The organism is Marinobacterium profundum (assembly GCF_001528745.1).
Classification (GTDB): domain Bacteria; phylum Pseudomonadota; class Gammaproteobacteria; order Pseudomonadales; family Balneatricaceae; genus Marinobacterium_A; species Marinobacterium_A profundum.
On the sequence record NZ_BCNS01000018.1, the window covers coordinates 57,232 to 76,091 of the forward strand.

Here is an 18,860-nt window from a genome sequence, read left to right on the forward strand (position 1 = left end):
TCGATTGGACCCTGTCGAGTATCCGGTTCATCTTCTTCACCGAAAGCGCCAACGCCATGCTGGAATCCGATATCCCGCTGCACTTTAGCTTTCTGTCAGTACGCTGCGATTGAGGTGCGGGATTTAATGTATATACAAAAAATCCGAATTATCGTCTCAGGCGGGACTTGATGGCAGAGGGCGCTGTATCCGGGAACTAGCGGCGCCTATCCCGCAAGAGTCTTTGAGACTGTCTGAGCAGCCGCTTGCCGGAGAGCTGACGATAGCACTATTGGATTGATTATGTTTTTAAATACAAATAGTTAGGTTGTTCCCGCTGAGGTATTGAGGCGTTAGCGTGAAACGACCTGCCAGCCATTGTGAAAATTTATTGTGTAAAAATTTTTGCCTTCTGAGAATATTGTGATATACATATGTATATACAAACTATTAACCCCAAGGTGAACGCAGTGTTCGATACCTGTGAGCGAATCTGGATCAATGCAAACCTCGCGACCTTCGATGCTGCTGTCCAGGCGAGCTACGGTGCCTTGGCTGCCCAGGCGATAGGCGTGCGTGATGGCTGTATAGCCGCCATAGCTCCCATGGCTGCCTTTGATGTGTCCGCGGTATCGGCCGAGATCATCGATGCCCGCGGTGGCTGGATGACGCCGGGCCTGGTGGATGCGCACACCCATCTGGTGTTTGCTGGCAGCCGGGCGCAGGAGTTCGAGCAGCGCCTCAAGGGCGCCAGCTACGAAGAGATCGCCCGCAATGGCGGCGGCATTATTTCTACCGTGCGAGCCACGCGCAGCGCGACGGTTGAGGAGCTGGTTCGCCTGTCCGAGCCGCGCCTGCAGGCGCTGATGCGCGAGGGCGTGACCTCGGTCGAGATCAAGTCCGGTTACGGCCTGAGTCTTGATGATGAGCTGAAAATGCTGCGGGCGGCACGCCGGTTGGGTGAGCGCAACGCGGTGCGGGTATCGACCTCGCTGCTGGCCGCCCATGCGCTGCCGCCGGAATTTTCCGGTAACGCCGATGGCTATATTGACTTGATCTGCAACGAGATTATCCCGGCTGCCGTGGCTGAAGGCCTGGTGGATGCGGTGGATGTGTTCTGCGAAAGCATCGCCTTTTCGCCAGTCCAGTGTGAGCGCGTATTCAAGGCGGCGCAGCAGCATGGTCTGGGTGTGCGCGCCCACGTCGAACAGCTATCGAATCTGCATGGTGCTGCGCTGGCCGCCCGCTACGGCGCCTGGTCCGTTGATCACCTGGAGTGGCTCGATGAAGAGGGTGTCCAGGGGATGGCCGCAGCCGGTACCGTTGCAACCCTTTTGCCCGGTGCCTTTTATTTCCTGCGCGAGACACGGATTCCGCCCATCGAATTGCTGCGCCAGCACGGCGTCGGCATGGCGGTGGCGACGGACCTGAATCCGGGCTCCTCACCGCTGGCATCCATTCGCCTGGCGATGAACATGGCTTGCACCCTGTTTCGCCTGACGCCCGAAGAAGCCCTGGCCGGCTGTACCCGTTTTGGCGCCAGAGGACTGGGGCTTGAGGGCAAGGTGGGTGAACTCAAGGTAGGCATGCAGGCGGATATGGTGCTCTGGGATATTGATCATCCGGCAGAGCTTGCCTATCAGTTTGGCGTCAATCTTGTGCGTGAGCGCATCGTGGCAGGGGAGGTGCGTAATGTTTGAGCCGAATTACAGCCTGGAGAATTTCAGCGACCTCTGGAGCGGTCGCGTCGATTCTGAAGAACAGGCCGAGCTTGCCACGCGCCTGCACCAGGTCATTGCACCGCTGCAGGAAGGCAGCCCAGCAGGCCTGGCGATTATTGGTTTCTGTTCCGATGAGGGCGTGCGTCGCAACAAGGGCCGTGTGGGTGCCAGGCTGGCGCCGGATCTGTTGCGTCGCGCTCTGGCCAACATGCCCTGGCACCCTGAGCGTTCCGCCTGGGATGCCGGCAATGTGCTGTGCCAGGCCGAGCAGCTTGATGCCGCTCATCAGGCCCTGGCCAGCCGGGTGCAGCAGTGCCTTGGTGCATCGCATTTTCCGCTGGTGCTGGGCGGTGGTCACGAAGTTGCTTATGGCAGCTGGCTGGGTCTGGCACAGCATTGCGAGTCGCAGTTGGCTGTCGGCGCGATAATGCCGCGCATCGGCATCATCAACTTCGATGCCCACTTTGATCTGCGCCTGGACACTCATGGCTGCAGCTCCGGCACACCCTTTTATCAGATCGCGCAGCGCTGCGCGCAGCAGGGCTGGGATTTCCGCTACTGCTGCCTGGGCGTGAGTGAACTGTCGAATACATCCGCGTTGTTTAGACGCGCGGATGAACTGAATGTCAGCTATCGCCGCGATAGTGACATGGGGCTCAACCAGCTGGACGAGGCCCGTATGCAGCTCGAGCGCTTTATGGACGACTGTGACCTGCTGTACCTGACCATAGACCTGGATGTACTGCCGGCGAGTGTAGCGCCCGGCGTTAGTGCACCGGCCCCCCGGGGCGTAGGTCTGGATGTTCTGGAGCCCCTGATCGAGTCAGTCCGACACACCGGAAAACTCACACTTGCCGATGTCGCGGAATATAACCCGACCTTTGATATTGATAACTGGACCGCCCGGGTCGCCGCGCGTCTTCTCCACTGTATTGTTAAATGAGGCCCATAAAAATGACCAATACCCGTCGCGATACCAGCCGTGTCATCAAGGCACCCACCGGCAGCGAAATTACCTGCAAGAGCTGGCTGACCGAAGCCGCCATGCGCATGCTGATGAACAACCTGCACCCAGACGTGGCCGAGCGCCCGGAAGAGCTGGTGGTGTACGGTGGCATCGGCCGCGCCGCCCGTAACTGGGAATGCTACGACAAGATAGTGGAAGTGCTGCAACGTCTTGAGGACGACGAAACCCTGCTGGTTCAGTCCGGCAAGCCGGTGGGCGTGTTCAAGACCCACGCCGATGCGCCCCGCGTGCTGATCGCCAACTCTAACCTGGTACCGCACTGGGCGACCTGGGAACACTTCAACGAGCTGGATAAGAAGGGCCTGATGATGTACGGCCAGATGACCGCCGGTTCCTGGATCTACATCGGTTCCCAGGGCATAGTCCAGGGCACCTATGAGACCTTCGTTGCCATGGCCAAGCAGCACTTTGGCGGCGATGCGTCCGGTCGCTGGGTGCTGACCGGTGGCCTTGGTGGCATGGGGGGCGCTCAGCCGCTGGCCGCCACCATGGCCGGCTTCTCCTGCATCACCGTTGAGTGTGACGAGACCCGCATCGATTTCCGTCTGCGTACCCGCTATGTCGACAAGAAGGCCTACAGCCTGGATGAAGCGCTGCAGATGATCGACGACGCCAAGGCGAATGGCCAAGCCATTTCCATAGGCCTGCTGGGCAACTGCGCCGATGTTTTCCCGGAACTGGTTGCGCGCGGCATTACGCCGGACGTAGTCACCGACCAGACCAGCGCCCATGACCCGCTGAACGGCTACCTGCCCCAGGGCTGGACCATGGAATATGCCGCACAGATGCGTCTGAAAGATGAAGCTGCTGTGGTGGATGCTGCCAAGGAATCCATGGCCGTGCAGGTACGGGCAATGCTGGCGCTGCAGGCGCGCGGTGCCGCCACCACGGACTACGGCAACAATATCCGCCAGATGGCGAAAGAGAAGGGCGTCGAGAATGCCTTCGACTTCCCTGGCTTTGTGCCGGCTTACATTCGTCCGCTGTTCTGCGAAGGCATAGGGCCCTTCCGCTGGGTGGCGCTGTCCGGTGATCCGGAAGATATCTACAAGACGGATCAGAAGGTGAAGGAGCTGATCCCGGACGATGCCCACCTGCACAACTGGCTGGACATGGCGCGCGAGCGCATTGCTTTCCAGGGTCTGCCGGCACGCATCTGCTGGGTCGGCCTGAAGGACCGTGCCCGTCTGGCGCAGGCGTTCAATGAAATGGTGCGCAGTGGCGAACTCAAGGCACCGGTCGTAATTGGCCGCGACCACCTGGATTCCGGATCCGTTACCAGCCCGAACCGTGAAACCGAAGCCATGAAAGACGGCTCCGGTGCCATCTCCGACTGGTCGCTGCTGAATGCACTGCTCAGCACGGCAGGCGGCGCCACCTGGGTCTCTCTGCACCACGGCGGCGGCGTCGGTATGGGCTTCAGCCAGCACGCTGGCATGGTCATAGTGGCCGATGGCTCCGAGGCGGCGGACAAGCGTCTGGGCCGTGTGCTGCGCAATGATCCGGGTACCGGTGTCATGCGCCACGCCGATGCCGGTTACGACCTGGCTATTGACTGCGCCAAAGAGCAGGGCCTTGATCTGCCCATGCTTGAGAGCTAAGTTGGGCATTACAGTTGGCTAAGGCTCGGCAAGGGACTGCCAAGCCTGCTTAAACAATGGCTCGATCAGGCTTCAAAACGAACAAGGCCTCCGAAAGGAGGCCTTGTTTTTTGTGCCTGGCGCAAGTGTCGGCTTGCGTCATCAATCGATCATTTATTGCCTGTTTGAATTACTGGCCTGAAGCCGCATCCGCCGCGGCCTGTGCCTTGGGTTTGCTGCGCAGCTTGCGGTAAATCGGGTAGCTCAGGGTGAGCAGCGCGATGGACAGCAGTACCACTGTGATAGGGCGGGTATAGAGGAAGTCATAGCTGCCGCCTTGCAGTGACAGTGCCCGGCGGAAGTTGCTTTCTGCCATGGGTCCCATGATCAGCGCCAGCACTATGGGCGAGGGCGGGAAATCACGCTTTTGCATGATGTAGCCGGCAATGCCTGCGGCCAGCATGATCGCTATATCAAATACGCTGTTGTTGATGGCGTAGGTGCCTACCACGCAGAGCGACAGAATGGTCGGTGTCAGTATCGCCTTGGGGATACGGATGATCTTTACCACCATTCGCAGGGATGCAAGACCAATGGCCAGCAGTATCAGGTAGCAGAACAGCATGCCGGCAAAGACCGTAAATACCAGCTCACCATGTTCGGCGAAGAGCATGGGGCCGGGTTGCAGACCCTGCAGTACCAGAGCGCCAAGCATGACGGCGGTAACCGCATCGCCTGGAATACCCAGGGTCAGCATGGGCAGCAGCGCGCCGCCGGTACAGCCATTGGAGGCAGACTCAGCGGCGGCAACGCCTTGAAGCTCGCCCTTGCCGAAATTCTCCTTGTTCTTGCTGAAACGCTTGGCTTCGTTGTAGGCCACGAAAGATGCGATGTCGGCACCGGCGCCGGGTATGGAACCAATAAAGCTGCCCAGGCCCGCTGAGCGCAGAATTGTGGGAATCAGGCCCTTAAAGGTGCTCCAGCTTGGGATGATGCGACCGATGGCGCTGGCGCTGGACCGTGCGGCCTGGGTTTCGGATAGCGACTTGAAAGCTTCCGATGCGGCAAAGAGGCCGATCATGATCGGAATAAAGGGCACGCTCATCAGCTCGTTAAAGCCGCCAGTGAAGCGCGGGTAGCCGCTCATGGGGTCCAGCCCCACGGTGGCGATCAGCAGGCCGATGCCGCCCGCAATCAAGCCCTTGAGCATGGAGTGGCTGGAGATACTGACGATGATGCTAAGGCCGAAAACAGCCAGTGCAAAGTTTTCTGCGGCGCTGAACTTTAACGCAAAGTCGGCCAGTAGCGGCGCCATGAATATCAGGATGAGTATGCTGATGGTGCCACCGATAAAGGACGACAGTGTCGCGGTGCCAAGGGTTATGCCGGCCTTGCCCTGGCGGGTCAGCTGGTAGCCGTCCAGCGCTGTGGCGGCGGCGGCGGGCGTACCCGGGATGTTCAGCAGAATCGCGGTGATGGAGCCGCCATAGATGCCACCGAAGTACACACCCGAAATCATCAGCAGTGCTGGCACCGGATCCATTCCGAAGGTAAAGGGCAGCAGTATAGCGACGCCCATGGTCGCTGTAAGGCCTGGAAGTATGCCGAGCAATACACCCAGAGTGACGCCAAGCACGGCGAATAGCAGTGACATGGGCTGATCAAACAGCGCCAATACGCCGTTGATGAGCATGCTGAAATCTTGCATTTATATTCTCCTTGTCGAGCAGGAATCAGAAGGATTAATCAAGTAATTCACCTTCTGGCAAGGGAACATTCAATCCGAAGTAAAAAACAACATAGATGAGACTGGTGATGGCCACGGCCACCAGCGGCGTCATGAGGCGATGGCGATAACCGAGCAGCCATATGAGACAGGTCATATATAAAGTGTTGGCGACTAGAAAACCGACCAGCGGGATCAGCACGAAATTCGCAACTGAAGCGACTATGCCGACGACGGATTTGATTTCGGTGCGAAAGTCTCGCAGGGATATTTTGGCCGTTGATGCTGCGTTCTTGGTGCGCAATATAAGTACGATTAACCCCAGGCAGAGTGCGATTAGCAAAATGGCGTAGACAATGGGGAAGCGTGAGGGGCCAACATCGGTTTTTAACAGCGATGCCGGAAAGAACGATGCGGTAAAAAGTGCAAAAGACGCCAGTGCAATGGTGATCAGCGGTATGCTGAGCTCAAGCCAGCGGCTGTGAATCTGAAAGCCAGGACAGCTTTTTTCCTGTTGCGCGCTCATGGGCGGTACCTTCTGTCTGCAGCCTGGTACGGATCTTATGCTGCCTGATTCTTATAGTGTCGTGTTTGCGCTTAAGGCCGGCCTGGGGCCGGCCTTAAGCGTCAGATGCCCCGGCCCATGCAGATGCACAGAGACCGGGTTTTAGGAGGACTACCGCTTAGCTGCCCAGTCCCAGTTTCTTCATGAGGTCTTTGAAAAATACATCATCCCTGCTGATGGTTTTCTGAAACTCAGGCGCATCCAGGTAGGCATGGGTCAGGTTCATTTTGGCCAGCGCGCTCTTGAAGCCGTCATCGTTGGCGGTCTGTTTTACAGCGTCACGCAGAACCATCTGAATGTCTTCAGGTGTTTTCTTCGGAACGACGATACCGCGCCAGGTCATGATGCTCAGATCAACACCGCTTTCCTTGAGTGTCGGGATATCTTCGAAGCCGGCGATGCGCTCATCCGACATAATCGTCAGGATGCGAACCTTGCCGTTTTTAACGTGGTTGGCCACTTCAGCCGGGCTCACAGTAACCGCCTCAATGTGTCCGCCGAGCAGTGCTGTAACCGCAGGGTTGGCGCCATCGTAAGGGATGTGGCTGAACTGGGTGCCGGTCTTGTCGGCGAGGGCTTCAGCTGCCAAGTGCCAGATAGCGCCTGTACCTGAGTTGCCAATGCGGATGGCGCCGGGGTTGGCCTTGGCGTGAGCAATGAACTCGTCATAGGTCTGCCACGGGGAGTCGGCGTTAACTGAAATGGCGCTGGGTTCGGCGTTTAGACGGGCGATAGGGACAAAGTCCTCAGCCTGGAAAGTGACCATTCCAAGGTGCGGCAGCATCGCCAGTTCAACGGTACCCATGCCGATATGGTATCCATCGGCGCGAGCACGCACTATTTCAGACAGGCCTACAGCGCCACCGCCACCTGTCTTGTTCACGACGCCCATAGCTTCGGGGAGGTACTGTTTGGCGGCATCGGCAAAGGCCCGGGTTACCAGGTCGGTGCCGCCACCGGCGGAATAGGGCACTATGACTTCAATCTGCTTGGACGGATAGCTGGCGGCGCTGGCGATCGAACCCAGTATAAAGGTGCTGGTGATAATTGCTTTGGCCAATGTGCTTACAAGCTTGCGTGATTTCATACTAACCTCTTGTTTTTATGGAGAGCCTATACTGGCTCATTGGCTGGCGGTCATAGCCTGCCGATGAGCCTTGCTCAGGTGTTGTGCATTGGCGAGATGTAACGGCGGTGAGTGCAGAAATAGTCTGGATTTTCAAAAGACTATCACCTGTGCTGTCCCGGTCTAAAGCTGTTCCAGCTTAGGCGTCAGCCGTCCCCCGTTCTCGCTGACAGCAATAATAGTATTGTATGACTTATAAAATCAAGCCATCTTGTAATTATTTGTAAGTATTTGTATTTTAACAGCGCCATTTCCAGCATGAGTATAGCTGCTCCCAGCGCTGTGTCGCAGCGGCTTCTGAGGTAGGCAAGCCCCGCCTGCATAGTGAGTTGCCGGGATCTTTATCAGGTGGGTGACACTGCCTGTGTCAGCTAAGCGGTGTGGCCAGGTGTGGGCGGCCCATGTGAATGGAATGAATAGTGGAGTGTCCGGAGGGCATGAGCGAGAGGAAGGCGATGTACCGCTTGGCACTAGTGATCGCCTGATCGCCGAGGGCGCGGGTATGCCGAGCCCTCGGTTGGGGTGTTGTTATGCGTCTGTGTCGATCAGGTTGTACTGATCGCGCAGGATGGCGATGATTTCCGCCTTTGGGTTCTGCGGCAGCTCGACGGGGGTGCCGGTAATTTTCTCGGCAATGGCGCGATAGGTTGCGGATACCTGCATCAGCACTTCCTGTGGCAGGGCGTTGTCCTGTGCCAGTGCCTGGCGCTCGCGCATGCGATCCTTGTTGAGCAGAATATCGGGATCGGGAAAATGATTGAGCAGTAACTGGCGGAAGGCTTCCTTGGACTGCTCTACTACCTTGCCGGTCCGGTACGCCGCGCCGTCCCAGATGCGGGACGAGTCCGGCGTGCCGACCTCATCCATGTAGATCAGCTTCTCGGCGCCGCTACGGTCGGTGACGTAACCGAACTCGAACTTGGTATCGACAAAGACCTGATCCAGCTTGGCCAGCGCAGTGCTGATCACGCCAAAGCCGTCCCGCAGTAGTTCTTCGTAGCGCTCTATATCCTCGGCACTGCGGAAGTTGAAGGCCTGGTAGTGGTCGCGGATATCGTTGCGGGATACATTTACATCGTCCGCTTCCGGTACGCCAGGGATACCCTGCAGAATTCCTTTGGTAGAAGGGGTGATCAGCAGTTCAGGCAGCTGCTGGTCTTTCTGCAGACCATCGGGCAGCTCAATGCCACAGAAGCTGCGTTCTCCCTTGGCATAGGCGCGCCACATCGAGCCGGTAATGTACTGGCGGCCGATTGCTTCAATCATCACCGGGCGGGCTTTCTGCACTATCCAGACAAAGGGGTGGGGGATATCCAGAATATGGCTGTCGGCCAGGCCCTGCTCGCGGAACAGCTTGAACCAGTGGTTGGAGATAGCGTTAAGGGCGGCGCCCTTGCCGGGTACGCCCTGCATGCCGCCTTCGCCGTGCCAGATGCAGTCGAAGGCGGAGATGCGGTCACTGATTACCATGATGGCCAAGGGGGCGTCGGAGACAACGTCATAGCCTTTTTCTTCGATCAGGCGACGGCTATCCGCTTCGGTCAGCCAGTACACGGAGCGGACTTTGCCACTGTGGACAGGGCGATCGGTACGAATCGGCAGATCATTGTTCACGGCCAATACTTGGTTGGCAAGACTCATGGCAAGTTGTCCTGTGTCGAGTTGGATAGAGTTAATAGTTGCAGATACACAAGCACGTTACGAGCAAATTCAAGAGCGCGAATGTAGCAGATCTGGCCGGCCCTGACATCCTGTTGCAGTGCCGTTGCCTCAGCACTGGACTTCATTGTGTATTGCCGGAGCGTGAAGATGAGGCTGAAGTGTAATGCAGGACTATAAGAGGCAGGTAAATCAACAAGAAAGCACTACGGTGGGGATGGCCATGTTTCAATCGCTTCGGAAGGTGTGACATCCCTGCTAGGTCGTGTAAGCGTGTTGCTTAGTGCATCCTACCTTACATGCAACTTCGACATTTTATTGTCTGTTGAATCGTAGTGATAACCGCACCTATGCGTTATTCTTGATTTCGAAGGATCAAAACATAAGGAACTACCATGCTTCGGACAGTGTGTATCTTAGGGATAAGCAGTACCCTGCTATCGGGATGCTTTAATGTTCATACATCGCAGGCGCCCATTGCAAGTACCTATCCATTGACAGAACAGCAGAAAATGCAAGCCGCGCACCACTGGAATGTGTTGGCGCAGCATCAAGCGGACCAGCTGCTTACAACTCCCTTGCTTCGCGGTCGCCCCCTGTACATTGGCGGTTCGGGAGAATCCACGCCGTTTTCAGACACCTTTGATTCTCTTCTCACAAGTGAGCTTGTATCAAAAGGTGGAAGGGTCCAAACGACAGAGACAGGTGCAGCCAAGATTGGTTACAAGGTGCAGCCGATTAAACACAAGGATCGTGGCCCGATTAGGGCGCCAGAAGGTGCTTTAACGACATTGGCAGCGGGTATAGCGGTAGCGACGGTTCCATTTAACAATTGGGCTGAGCCTGCCCTGGCCCTCATTCCACTCGCTGCAGCGGCTGACCTGTTTAGTGGCAGTTGGACTAGCGAAACAAACCAGGAAGTCGTTATTACAACTCAGGCGACTGTGGGTGATCAGATACTGTATTCCTCTTCCAATATTTATTACATCAATGGCGGCGACAGTGATCACTACTCAAAGAGTGATAAGCCTGCGCGAGCCCTTCGTGTAACGGATCAGTGGTAAGGAGGCGTTATGTCTATGATTTCTCACTACCGGAAAGGTCTTCTGACCGCCGGGCTGTCTATTCTCCTTCTTGGTACCGTTGGTTGCAGTACAAACAGCGTCGTGGCGTCTACTGACCCTGTTGTGGATTTGGAAGCGGTGGTCGCTAGTGCGGCACAGAAACTGGTATCCCAGCCTGGTAACTTTGTGCAGGGGAAACCATTTATCGCCACTAGTTTCGCGGATATTGATGACTTGAGCCAGTCTTCCACATTAGGGCGAGTTCTTGGCGAGCAGTTTTCGAGTGCGATGACTCAGGCTGGTCTACCAATGGTAGAGGTCAAGATGCGGGAGGCTCTGTTCATAAAAGAGGGAACAGGTGAGCTGCTTTTATCGCGGCAATTGCACAATATTGTACAAGCGCATGATGCGCAGGCTGTTGTCGTTGGAACCTACGCGATGGGGGGTAGCAACGTCTATGTAACCGTCAGGCTTGTTAGAACTTCTGATAACCTGATCCTTGCTGCTGACGACTTTATTATACCGATCAACCGGGATATGCGCAGTCTATTGCCGAGACGTCGCTAGCCCTCGGTCTTCTAAGTAAGTTAAGTAAGGCTATCTGCACCTTGATCGAGGATGTGGTGCCGCTGACGGGGTAACGAAGAGTTATGACGTGAGGACAGGGAAGTCCGCATCGTTCAATAAGCAAGCGGCAAGCTCCGTTTGAGTATCTCAGTGAGCTATTGTGATGGCATCCGGCTATTTGTAAATGGGCGCCTCTATAGATAGGTGGTGGGCTGGATAGTAATTGCTGCCATATGTAGCAAATCTAGGCCGACATTTATTACGCGGGCGCTCCAGTCCATTACTTTCAAAATTCCAACAAAAAAGGCCACCTTTCGGTGACCTTCGTTGTCGATATTTGGTGGAGGTGGCGGGTTTCGAACCTTTCATATTGCCCTACTTATCATATGGTTAGCTTCAGCTAGGCCGGAGTTGTGTCTTCTTTTTTTCCAAGCGTATCTACAGAGTCCCGATATGATACGTGCCCCATTATTTTTGGCTTGTCTGCTGGAGAAATTTTATCATTCCGTAGCAAATGTTCATATGCGCGTATTCTATTTCTATATCTTTTTCCAAGCTTTGGTCTATTACTATTTACTAATAGGCCATGTACCTTCAAATGGTCTTTTCTATCTGAGTAGAACTCTTTTCCTGGTGCTAGCTTCCATCCAGCAGATTCTATCTCATCTTTGATGGCGCTCGATAGCTGGGATGGTTTATTACCAGTTCCCGAAAAAACAATGTCGTCGGCGTATCGGGTGTATGTTAATTCGTAATTTTTTGCGATTTCGCAAAGATTATTATCCACATTTTTAAATACAATATTAGAAAGGCATGGGCTCAACGGTGACCCCTGAGCAAGGCACGACTCGAAAGAAGATATTTTTGATATTAGATCTGCTGCTTTCTCGGAATATCCAATATCAATCAATCCGAGTCGGACTTTTTCTATTGTAGTAGAAGGGAAGAAGTCCTTTATATCAACTGAGTATACCCAATCTGAACCGCAGTGTTTTGACGCGGCTAATATATGTGACTTTTTCTTTACGAAACCATACACGCATTCATTAAAGTTAACCGAGCTTGATATATGATGCGCCAACCACTTCTGTATTATTTTTATAGATACCCTTGGAGAGTGAATTATTCTTTTCTTTTTTCCAGTGCTAATAATAAACGTGCGATAATATTTTTCAGGTTTATTAGTCATCGAATATATGAATGGTATGCTAAACCCAGTTAGAGTTGATAATACCTGTATTGATACAAGTGGGGGTAGCTTATTTTTAAATAGGCTTGCTATTTCGTTTTCTTTTGAATGTCTCGTTTCCTCATCTAGCGAGGAAATGAGCTGATCCAATGTTGTAAAAGAAAAAAGGAGTGGTGGAATATTCATAGCTTAATTATAGCAAAGTCGGTTGACTTTCGTTGATGACGGCAGTCTATTGGCTGACGTCCCGAAGGGGCGGAGGCCAATAGACTGCCGGCCCTTCTGTGGTAAGCCTTCACTAATAGGCATGATGCACACCTGCGTGATCTTTTTCCACCACTCCCGGCCACATTTCACCACTTTTTTTTAGAGATAGCAAGCGCCCTCTCAATGTCTGAACTAGTGCGCGATGTGCCAGCAGGAACTATCTCTATGCCCAGAGCCGTGAGACTGTAGCCTGCATTTTTTGAGCGTGTTATGAATTTCTTCTTTCTCAGGTTATCTAGCATTGAATTTAGCCATTTTGGGTCGCAGTAGAACAGTTCGTGAAGATTAATTTCTACGTTTAAATCATCTAAAGATATTGGTTGTAGTATCTTTATTTTCTTGAGAATAAATGCCTTTGTTGGCTTTGTTTTTTCCGGTGAAACCCAAAGTATATTCTCGGGTTTCAAACTAGAAAGATTAATTAGTTCTTTGACTTTTCTTTCTATTTCGATCTTTTTGTCTATAGGGAAATTTCCAGTTTCTATTATTATTGTTTGCCTGTCTCTTTCGCCTGTTATCGATATCGATTCGACTGAATGTGGAAAATCTTGATGAATAATTGTTAAAAATGAATCTTCTAGATCTTGATGATTTGCCCCCTCTATTTTTATTGTTTCTATATCAATTTCAAGATCTTTAAATATCCTTCTTTTTAAGTATGATATTTGCCGATTAGATGCAGTGTTATTTTTGTACTCTTTAGAGGTAATATCAAATGATACATATATGACAACCTTCCCAGAGAGTGGGTTTGTTTTTACTTCACGAACGTATGGAAATTTCTTTCTAGAAAGAAATGATTTAACAATGGATAGATCTTCAGAGTCCGAGCTCACTCCATACCCTCCTTATTGTTTTGCAATATGCGGATGCTTTTGCAGGCCACTTCTCAGCGGTACTTAGAGAGCATTCGTCGATGATGAAGCTATATGATTTTATATTAATTTTATAGTTTGGCTCGTAGTCTGCAATTTCTCTGATGTTTCGAGCAGTAGTAAGTATGGTCGCCAAGCTACCTATACTGCTCGTCACAGTATTTTTTAATTTGTATGCTTCACTAGATTTCAATAGTCCATTTAATTCTTGTTTTCTTATCTCTGCATGTATTCTTCTCTTAATTTTTCCAGAGAGGAGGCTTGGTATATTTGCGTGTCCTTTTTCATCTATTCCAACTTCAGAAAGCATTTCTCTAGCTTTCCAGTATACGCTATAGTAATAGCGATTGAAGGCGCTTCTACAGAATAGCTCTGCATCGTTGCCATTATTCTCGTTAGCTAGCTGTGTAAGTGCGTCACCAACTATTTTCAACTCATAACTCCCTATCGAGCGTGTTTCTAATTACCGGTTGAAGCCGGTATCCATCTTCCATATGTTTTTCGGATCATTCCCCAATCCTTATGTCCCATCTGTTGAGCCACCCAAAGAGGATTCTTACCAGCGGACAATAGCATTGATGCAAAGGTATGTCTTGTCTGGTACGGGTTCCTGTAAGTCACGTCTGCGGCGTTGAGCGCCGGTATCCAGAGGCGCTTACGAATGATGTGATCGCCGGCCCAGGGTGTGTCTGATGAGGGGTCATGAAAGACTCGCAATGACTGACCATTGCAAGTCGCTTGGGCTTCTATAGCTTCCCGTGCCTTGGGCTGTAGTTCCACTGTTCGCAGTCCTGATACGGTCTTGGTCGTCTTTTCACGTTTCCGAACGATGGCAGTGCGGATATGGACTCTATTGTTTGGTAAGTCCACATCTTGCCAGCGAAGCGCAATCAGTTCAGATGTGCGAAGGCCTGACCAGAATGCAAACTGTATAAGGTTGCGGCACTGTCCCTCCAACTGGTTTAGTATTCGATTGATTTCATCCTGGTTGAAGGGCTGAGGTTCACGGGTTTCGGGCGAGAGGTAGCGGAATCGGTCCATTGGATTTTGTTCAATGATGCCATCATAGAAGGCGTCTTGCAGCGCTTGGCGTAGCGGGCCAAGCACATTGTTGATCCGCTTGTTCGAAATGTTTATCTCATCCAGCCAGTCATAGACATAAGAAACATTGAAATCTTCTAGCGTGATTTGGCCGAACGCCGGAATGAGATGGTAATAAATTGCACTGTTATAATCTCTGATAGTACTGTGTTGGCAACGCATCTCTGCCTTCTTGATCCATTGTTTTAGAGTTTCCTCGACAGTGACGAGAGCGCTCTTGTTCTTTGAAAATTTCAGGGCGTTCTTGCTATTGGGAAAGTGCTTTCCATAGTCGAAGTTTCCCATCGCTATCTCGAATAGAATAGCTTCTCGCTTACGAACGGCTTCCCTCACTGCCGTTTTTGTTGGTTTAATACGTAGAGACTCGCGGCAGCGAGTCCCGTTAAAGTTGAAGTCAATCACGATGCTGTTTCCGCGTGGACGGACGCCTGGGAAGTCTATACCCATTCTTTGATTTCTCCTTCAACCGGTGTGACGAAGAAATGAGTCGGCGTTTCAAAGAGATAGCAAATTATAGTCGCTCTCTTTGTATAGCCTTGCTTAGCCTTCTTTGCGCTGTGGAGCTTTTTGAAGCGGAATGCAAGCTCAGGCCTAATAGTCCAGTACCAGCTATACAAATAGTCATTCTCGTTAAAGGAGTGGAGGTATTCGTCCGATCTTTCTTCATTGATTACGTAACCAAGGCACTTTGTTCCGCCGGGAAGGCTGAACTCTTTCTTCAATCGCTCTTGTGCTAATCTATCCATTTTTATCTCTCCTCAAACGCCTGTTAGAAGCCACTTTTCTAGTGCCTGGATGTTGATAAGAACGCGACCGTTAGGCGCCTTTATCCAGTGTATCTTTTCGCGCAATACACCTTTCTTTTTCAGAGCGCGTAGAGATTCTTGGGACATGCCTGTTTCTTCAGATATTTTCTGAATCGTTTTCCAGTTCATCGGTTGATTTCCTTAAGACGTGCGAAAGCCTCCCGGTTCTTTTTCAAGAACAGGATGGGATCGGTAGTTAGGTTAAGTTTTAAAGTGTTTGGGCAGTTGCCCGAAGGGAAGATCTTAAAGTTTTCAGTCGGAGTCAGATGACTCGTAACCCGTAAACTTGTTTCCGAATCTAGCTGATAAAAATTGTTTTGTAAATAGTCTGGACCGGTCTCCAGTAAATATATTTTGGTGGTATTGGTGATCAAGGTAAAGCTGTCGCTTTGCGACATCTTCACCTTATTCCATTCTATCTTGCTCCGTGGCGGTAAAGGATTGCCACGACCGGTTCCTCCCCGCAAGCGGGGGCCCCTCCGGTCGAGTCCCTCCTTGACCTTAAGCTTGACCATCTGAGCGCTACTCGGGTTTAGTGCTCTGAGACAGGGGCGCCCGTATCGTTGAGCAGCAGGTAATCCCCGCACAGTTCAGTTTTTACCAGTTGCTCCATGCTATCGGCGAAACGAACCAGGATTTCTATCTCGTCGTTCATGGTTAGCACACCACAGACGACCCCGATGGCTTCGATTGGAGGTGCTGGCAGCGTGTCCCGATCTTCTAGGCGGATCACTTCCCTGTTAACCAATGCGAATGCCTCCTGGAGTTCAAAGCTCAGTTCCGGATTCCAGTCACCAACCGTTGTCATTTCGTATTCTTCGCCCACTTTTCTATCTCCGATTTGTTCGGTTCTTCACTGCGTACACTTATTGACACAAGTCCAAGACAGGCCGCATTCGCGCCCTGTGTCCGGAGTCCACAGGGGGCGAATGCGCTCCACCTGTGACTAATTTCCAAAGGCGAGTGCGGGTGACAATCCGCGTGCTATCAGCAAGCAGTCCGATGATGCGAGGTGCTTTCGGGTCGCCGTACACGGTAATCGCGTCTGTATCCACTTCGCCGGTTTCTGGGTCGAATGGTTGCTTGCGTTCATACAGTGACTGGATGGGTCGCAATACCCGCCGCATGATCGGCCCGCCCATGACCATAACGAATGCAGCCCACTCCGAAGCATCAGCCGCCAGCGTTGCTTGCTGGACAACCACGGGGGAAGGGGCTTCTTGTTCAGATCGGGCGAGCCTTCGAAGTTCTCGCCAGACTGTGACGCTGGGGCCGCCGATAAACTGAAACTGGCGGATATTGAAGGTACTTGCCCAGGCGTCGATTGCCCTGGCAGACTCTTTCGCATCCTGACCGTTTTTATCAACGTCCAGGTACTCGCCGTCGATGTTCTTGGCGATGTACTTTGCGACGTAGCCGGCAGCACTGCCGCGATTTGGGTCTATAGCCTTTGCGGTGAAGCGATGTTTGGCAGCGCCTTTTTCGTCCGGATTGCTGCGCAGTGCATAGTCGTGAAAAATGCCGCGCACCTCGTCGCACTTGGATGGCTCCATGAACAACAGCAGGTGCCAATGCGGTGTGCCGTCGTGGTTGGGTTCCACAACACGGATGCCATAGACATGCAGGCCATTGCGATGCAGTTTGGCGCGGATACATTGGAATAGGTTGGTCAGGTATTGGTGCGCTTGATCGGGAGTTGTGCCGTCGTATCGTGGGTTTTTCCCGCCGCGCTTTAGCCTGGCGTGCATCCGCGATGGTGTGGTGATGGTGTAAAACTCGCCGCAGTGTCCCAGGTGTTGTGCGACTAGCTCAAAGCCTTTTATTCTGGTCATCAATTCAGCCCGACGTACTGCGGGATTAGCGACGGACTTATCGTGTAGCTCCTTGAGGCTGAACTGGTCGCCAGCATCGTTCTCGATATAGGTGTTTTCCAGGTACGCAGCATTGCGCTCTTTCTGGCGTTTTCTTGCCGCCTTTGTAAAGCGGCTGGAGTAGGCCGAGCGCTGCGAACAGACCAACCCTATATCTCTAGCGATTGATTCGATGGTGCGCCGCTGTAGCCCCAGCACTTTACGCATCCACCACCGTTCGCTGCACATGCGCTTGATGCAGGGGTAAAGATCGCCCTGGAAGTCTTTCGGGCTTGGGGCTGTCAGCTTGTATTGCTGTACGAGGTTGCTGGTCCAGTCGAATGCCGCCGCTGAATAGCGGTTGTGTTCAGCCACAGTCGTGCACTCCTGTGCCCGCCTGCGGCAGAATCGCTTAATGTCGTCCAATTCGGCAGAGAGGTTCAGGTCTTGGATGGACAGACGGCTGTCGATACCGAGCAGACTGCGGTTAGCTTCGACGTAACTGCTTTCCTGAACAGCAAGGAGATAGCCACCGGCCAGCTCTGGCACCAGGGCTTCATGCTTGAGAAAGATGCGCTTGCGGAAGTCGTGGCACTCGTGGGTGCCATAGTCACGGAGCAGGTCACAGGCCGCATCAGCGGAATGCTGTGACGAAGTTGTGACGAGATTGTGCCAAACCGGGGACCGGTGTGGACCATTGGAGACTAGTTGGGAATTCTGGGGAGGGGGACTACAGGCCGCATGGTTGCTGGCCTGTAGTGGTCTGGAGCGGTCTAGGCCGTTCCTGCATTTGGTGGAGGTGGCGGGTTTCGAACCCGCGTCCGCCAATCCTCTGCCTTAAGATCTACATGCTTAGGCATCTCAATTAAATTAACCCGTCGCGACCCGAGAGCCAGGGTGCTGTGGGCGAGCCTCTTTAGTTTTAACCGTTCAGCTTGAGACAAAGCATCCAGGCGATTCTGTCTCCAATGACACCGCAAAACCTCTGAGTTACAGACACCTTAGAGAGCGGCGCTAGCGGCCTTAAGCTGCTAGAGCGTAGTTATCGTCGTTAGCAACTATAACTGTGTAGTGACGGATTTACGAGATTCACTACAAACTCGACATGCACCCAAGGGTTCGTAATCAGCGTCGAAGCCAAGTCACCCCCGTAGATGCGGCCAGTATACGGTTTTTCTAGCAGGAGTGGTATCTTTTTGCAGCCCGCAAAACGCAGCGTTTTTAACAGGCTGTAAAAAGAGGGGGAGGCTAGTGTGTAGCCAGTGCGCGCTGTTTCTCGCGTTCGCCTTCACGGTCTTTTTCGGTAGCGCGTTTGTCGTGCAGTTTCTTGCCTTTTACGAGGGCAATTTCGCATTTGACCCGGCCGCCTTTCCAGTACATGGCCAGCGCCACGCAGGTGTGGCCCTTGGCCTGGGTTGCGACTTCCAGCTTGTCGATCTGACGACGGTGCAGCAGCAGTTTGCGATCGCGCCTGGGGTCTGCAACCACATGGGTGCAAGCGCTGAGCAGTGGAGTGAAGTGAGCGCCCACGAGCCATGCCTCATCGTTTTTGAGGATGACGTAGGAGTCGACCAGTTGTGCGCGGCCCTCGCGCAAGCTCTTAACTTCCCAACCGGTGAGGGCGACACCTGCTTCGAATTTTTCTTCGATGCTGTATTCGTGCCGTGCCTTCTTGTTGAGACAGATTGTCGAGCTGGTGTTCTTGGATTTCTTGGTTGCCATGGTGGGCGATTATATCGATGCACTGTCGAGCTGGAA

General features: G+C 53.0%; 19 protein-coding genes and 1 other RNA gene. 6 read left to right on the top strand and 14 right to left on the bottom strand.

Going from position 1 to position 18,860, the window contains the following annotated elements; genetic code table 11:
- Positions 1 to 413: 413 nt before the first annotated feature.
- Genes hutI through hutU form a run of 3 tightly spaced genes read left to right on the top strand, consistent with a single transcriptional unit; the run spans position 414 to position 4,328 of the window.
- Positions 414 to 1,679: an imidazolonepropionase gene (hutI, locus tag MPRO_RS01425; protein ID WP_067286131.1), complete on the top strand. Its 1,266-nt coding sequence runs from the start codon at positions 414 to 416 to the stop codon at positions 1,677 to 1,679.
- Entirely contained in the window at positions 1,672 to 2,643 is a 972-nt protein-coding gene (gene hutG, locus MPRO_RS01430; protein WP_067286133.1) for a formimidoylglutamase, read from the top strand. Before hutI ends, hutG begins: the two co-directional genes overlap by 8 nt.
- 11 nt (positions 2,644 to 2,654) lie before the next feature.
- Entirely contained in the window at positions 2,655 to 4,328 is a 1,674-nt protein-coding gene (gene hutU / locus MPRO_RS01435; RefSeq protein ID WP_067286135.1) for a urocanate hydratase, read from the top strand.
- A 169-nt stretch (positions 4,329 to 4,497) separates the two neighbouring features.
- On the opposite strand, the gene MPRO_RS01440 is transcribed toward hutU, so the two are convergent.
- The 4 genes from MPRO_RS01440 to MPRO_RS01455 form a co-directional block, all read right to left on the bottom strand.
- Positions 4,498 to 6,015 carry a tripartite tricarboxylate transporter permease gene (locus MPRO_RS01440; RefSeq protein ID WP_067286137.1) on the bottom strand — a complete coding sequence of 506 codons (1,518 nt, stop codon included), beginning with the start codon at positions 6,013 to 6,015 and terminating at the stop codon, positions 4,498 to 4,500.
- A 34-nt stretch (positions 6,016 to 6,049) separates the two neighbouring features.
- Positions 6,050 to 6,559: a tripartite tricarboxylate transporter TctB family protein gene (locus MPRO_RS01445; protein ID WP_067286138.1), complete on the bottom strand. Its 510-nt coding sequence runs from the start codon at positions 6,557 to 6,559 to the stop codon at positions 6,050 to 6,052.
- 157 nt (positions 6,560 to 6,716) lie between these two features.
- The gene (locus MPRO_RS01450) at positions 6,717 to 7,685 is read right to left on the bottom strand and encodes a tripartite tricarboxylate transporter substrate binding protein (protein ID WP_067286140.1); all 969 of its coding nucleotides are present in this window, start codon (positions 7,683 to 7,685) and stop codon (positions 6,717 to 6,719) included.
- Between the two features lie 567 nt (positions 7,686 to 8,252).
- Positions 8,253 to 9,365, bottom strand: a complete 1,113-nt coding sequence (locus MPRO_RS01455) for a phosphoribosylaminoimidazolesuccinocarboxamide synthase (RefSeq protein WP_067286142.1) — start codon at positions 9,363 to 9,365, stop codon at positions 8,253 to 8,255.
- 512 nt (positions 9,366 to 9,877) lie between these two features.
- On the opposite strand from MPRO_RS01455, the gene MPRO_RS01460 reads away from it, so the two are divergent.
- Positions 9,878 to 10,447, top strand: a complete 570-nt coding sequence (locus MPRO_RS01460) for a hypothetical protein (RefSeq protein WP_245635005.1) — start codon at positions 9,878 to 9,880, stop codon at positions 10,445 to 10,447.
- A gap of 9 nt (positions 10,448 to 10,456) precedes the next feature.
- Positions 10,457 to 11,014 (top strand): FlgO family outer membrane protein, encoded by a 558-nt coding sequence (locus MPRO_RS01465; protein WP_245635006.1) that lies wholly within the window; start codon positions 10,457 to 10,459, stop codon positions 11,012 to 11,014.
- A 400-nt stretch (positions 11,015 to 11,414) separates the two neighbouring features.
- On the opposite strand, the gene MPRO_RS24935 is transcribed toward MPRO_RS01465, so the two are convergent.
- The 8 genes from MPRO_RS24935 to MPRO_RS01495 form a co-directional block, all read right to left on the bottom strand.
- Positions 11,415 to 12,389: a reverse transcriptase family protein gene (locus MPRO_RS24935; protein WP_082708384.1), complete on the bottom strand. Its 975-nt coding sequence runs from the start codon at positions 12,387 to 12,389 to the stop codon at positions 11,415 to 11,417.
- Positions 12,390 to 12,556: 167 nt separating this feature from the next.
- Positions 12,557 to 13,306, bottom strand: a complete 750-nt coding sequence (locus MPRO_RS01470) for a hypothetical protein (RefSeq protein ID WP_067286146.1) — start codon at positions 13,304 to 13,306, stop codon at positions 12,557 to 12,559.
- The gene (locus tag MPRO_RS25640) at positions 13,290 to 13,778 is read right to left on the bottom strand and encodes a hypothetical protein (RefSeq protein WP_158651715.1); all 489 of its coding nucleotides are present in this window, start codon (positions 13,776 to 13,778) and stop codon (positions 13,290 to 13,292) included. The genes MPRO_RS01470 and MPRO_RS25640 overlap by 17 nt, the downstream gene beginning before the upstream one ends.
- A 26-nt stretch (positions 13,779 to 13,804) precedes the next feature.
- Positions 13,805 to 14,893, bottom strand: coding sequence for an Arm DNA-binding domain-containing protein (locus MPRO_RS01475; protein ID WP_067286148.1), 1,089 nt, complete (start codon positions 14,891 to 14,893; stop codon positions 13,805 to 13,807).
- Positions 14,884 to 15,192 carry a hypothetical protein gene (locus tag MPRO_RS01480; protein ID WP_067286150.1) on the bottom strand — a complete coding sequence of 103 codons (309 nt, stop codon included), beginning with the start codon at positions 15,190 to 15,192 and terminating at the stop codon, positions 14,884 to 14,886. The genes MPRO_RS01475 and MPRO_RS01480 overlap by 10 nt, the downstream gene beginning before the upstream one ends.
- Positions 15,193 to 15,204: 12 nt before the next feature.
- On the bottom strand, positions 15,205 to 15,381 hold the full coding sequence (locus tag MPRO_RS25380; RefSeq protein ID WP_102136245.1) for a MerR family transcriptional regulator: 177 nt from the start codon (positions 15,379 to 15,381) through the stop codon (positions 15,205 to 15,207).
- Between the two features lie 403 nt (positions 15,382 to 15,784).
- Entirely contained in the window at positions 15,785 to 16,078 is a 294-nt protein-coding gene (locus tag MPRO_RS01490) for a hypothetical protein (RefSeq protein ID WP_067286154.1), read from the bottom strand.
- 40 nt (positions 16,079 to 16,118) lie between these two features.
- Complete coding sequence (locus tag MPRO_RS01495; RefSeq protein ID WP_067286156.1) at positions 16,119 to 17,477, bottom strand: replication endonuclease; 1,359 nt, start codon at positions 17,475 to 17,477, stop codon at positions 16,119 to 16,121.
- Positions 17,478 to 17,549: 72 nt separating this feature from the next.
- Between MPRO_RS01495 and MPRO_RS25645 the strand changes: the two genes are divergently transcribed.
- Positions 17,550 to 17,753: a hypothetical protein gene (locus MPRO_RS25645; RefSeq protein WP_067286158.1), complete on the top strand. Its 204-nt coding sequence runs from the start codon at positions 17,550 to 17,552 to the stop codon at positions 17,751 to 17,753.
- A gap of 140 nt (positions 17,754 to 17,893) precedes the next feature.
- On the opposite strand, the gene ssrA is transcribed toward MPRO_RS25645, so the two are convergent.
- Both ssrA and smpB read right to left on the bottom strand, forming a co-directional pair.
- Positions 17,894 to 18,252: a transfer-messenger RNA gene (gene ssrA, locus MPRO_RS01505) on the bottom strand.
- 98 nt (positions 18,253 to 18,350) lie between these two features.
- Positions 18,351 to 18,824: an SsrA-binding protein SmpB gene (gene smpB / locus MPRO_RS01510; RefSeq protein ID WP_067286160.1), complete on the bottom strand. Its 474-nt coding sequence runs from the start codon at positions 18,822 to 18,824 to the stop codon at positions 18,351 to 18,353.
- Positions 18,825 to 18,860 lie beyond the last annotated feature (36 nt).

Coding starts and splice junctions, on each gene's coding strand:
- hutI (WP_067286131.1), top strand. CDS start 414: ATGTATATACAAACTATTAACCCCAAGGTGAACGCAGTGTTCGATACC.
- hutG (WP_067286133.1), top strand. CDS start 1,672: ATGTTTGAGCCGAATTACAGCCTGGAGAATTTCAGCGACCTCTGGAGC.
- hutU (WP_067286135.1), top strand. CDS start 2,655: ATGACCAATACCCGTCGCGATACCAGCCGTGTCATCAAGGCACCCACC.
- MPRO_RS01440 (WP_067286137.1), bottom strand. CDS start 6,015: ATGCAAGATTTCAGCATGCTCATCAACGGCGTATTGGCGCTGTTTGAT.
- MPRO_RS01445 (WP_067286138.1), bottom strand. CDS start 6,559: ATGAGCGCGCAACAGGAAAAAAGCTGTCCTGGCTTTCAGATTCACAGC.
- MPRO_RS01450 (WP_067286140.1), bottom strand. CDS start 7,685: ATGAAATCACGCAAGCTTGTAAGCACATTGGCCAAAGCAATTATCACC.
- MPRO_RS01455 (WP_067286142.1), bottom strand. CDS start 9,365: ATGAGTCTTGCCAACCAAGTATTGGCCGTGAACAATGATCTGCCGATT.
- MPRO_RS01465 (WP_245635006.1), top strand. CDS start 10,457: ATGTCTATGATTTCTCACTACCGGAAAGGTCTTCTGACCGCCGGGCTG.
- MPRO_RS24935 (WP_082708384.1), bottom strand. CDS start 12,389: ATGAATATTCCACCACTCCTTTTTTCTTTTACAACATTGGATCAGCTC.
- MPRO_RS01475 (WP_067286148.1), bottom strand. CDS start 14,893: ATGGGTATAGACTTCCCAGGCGTCCGTCCACGCGGAAACAGCATCGTG.
- MPRO_RS01480 (WP_067286150.1), bottom strand. CDS start 15,192: ATGGATAGATTAGCACAAGAGCGATTGAAGAAAGAGTTCAGCCTTCCC.
- MPRO_RS25380 (WP_102136245.1), bottom strand. CDS start 15,381: ATGAACTGGAAAACGATTCAGAAAATATCTGAAGAAACAGGCATGTCC.
- smpB (WP_067286160.1), bottom strand. CDS start 18,824: ATGGCAACCAAGAAATCCAAGAACACCAGCTCGACAATCTGTCTCAAC.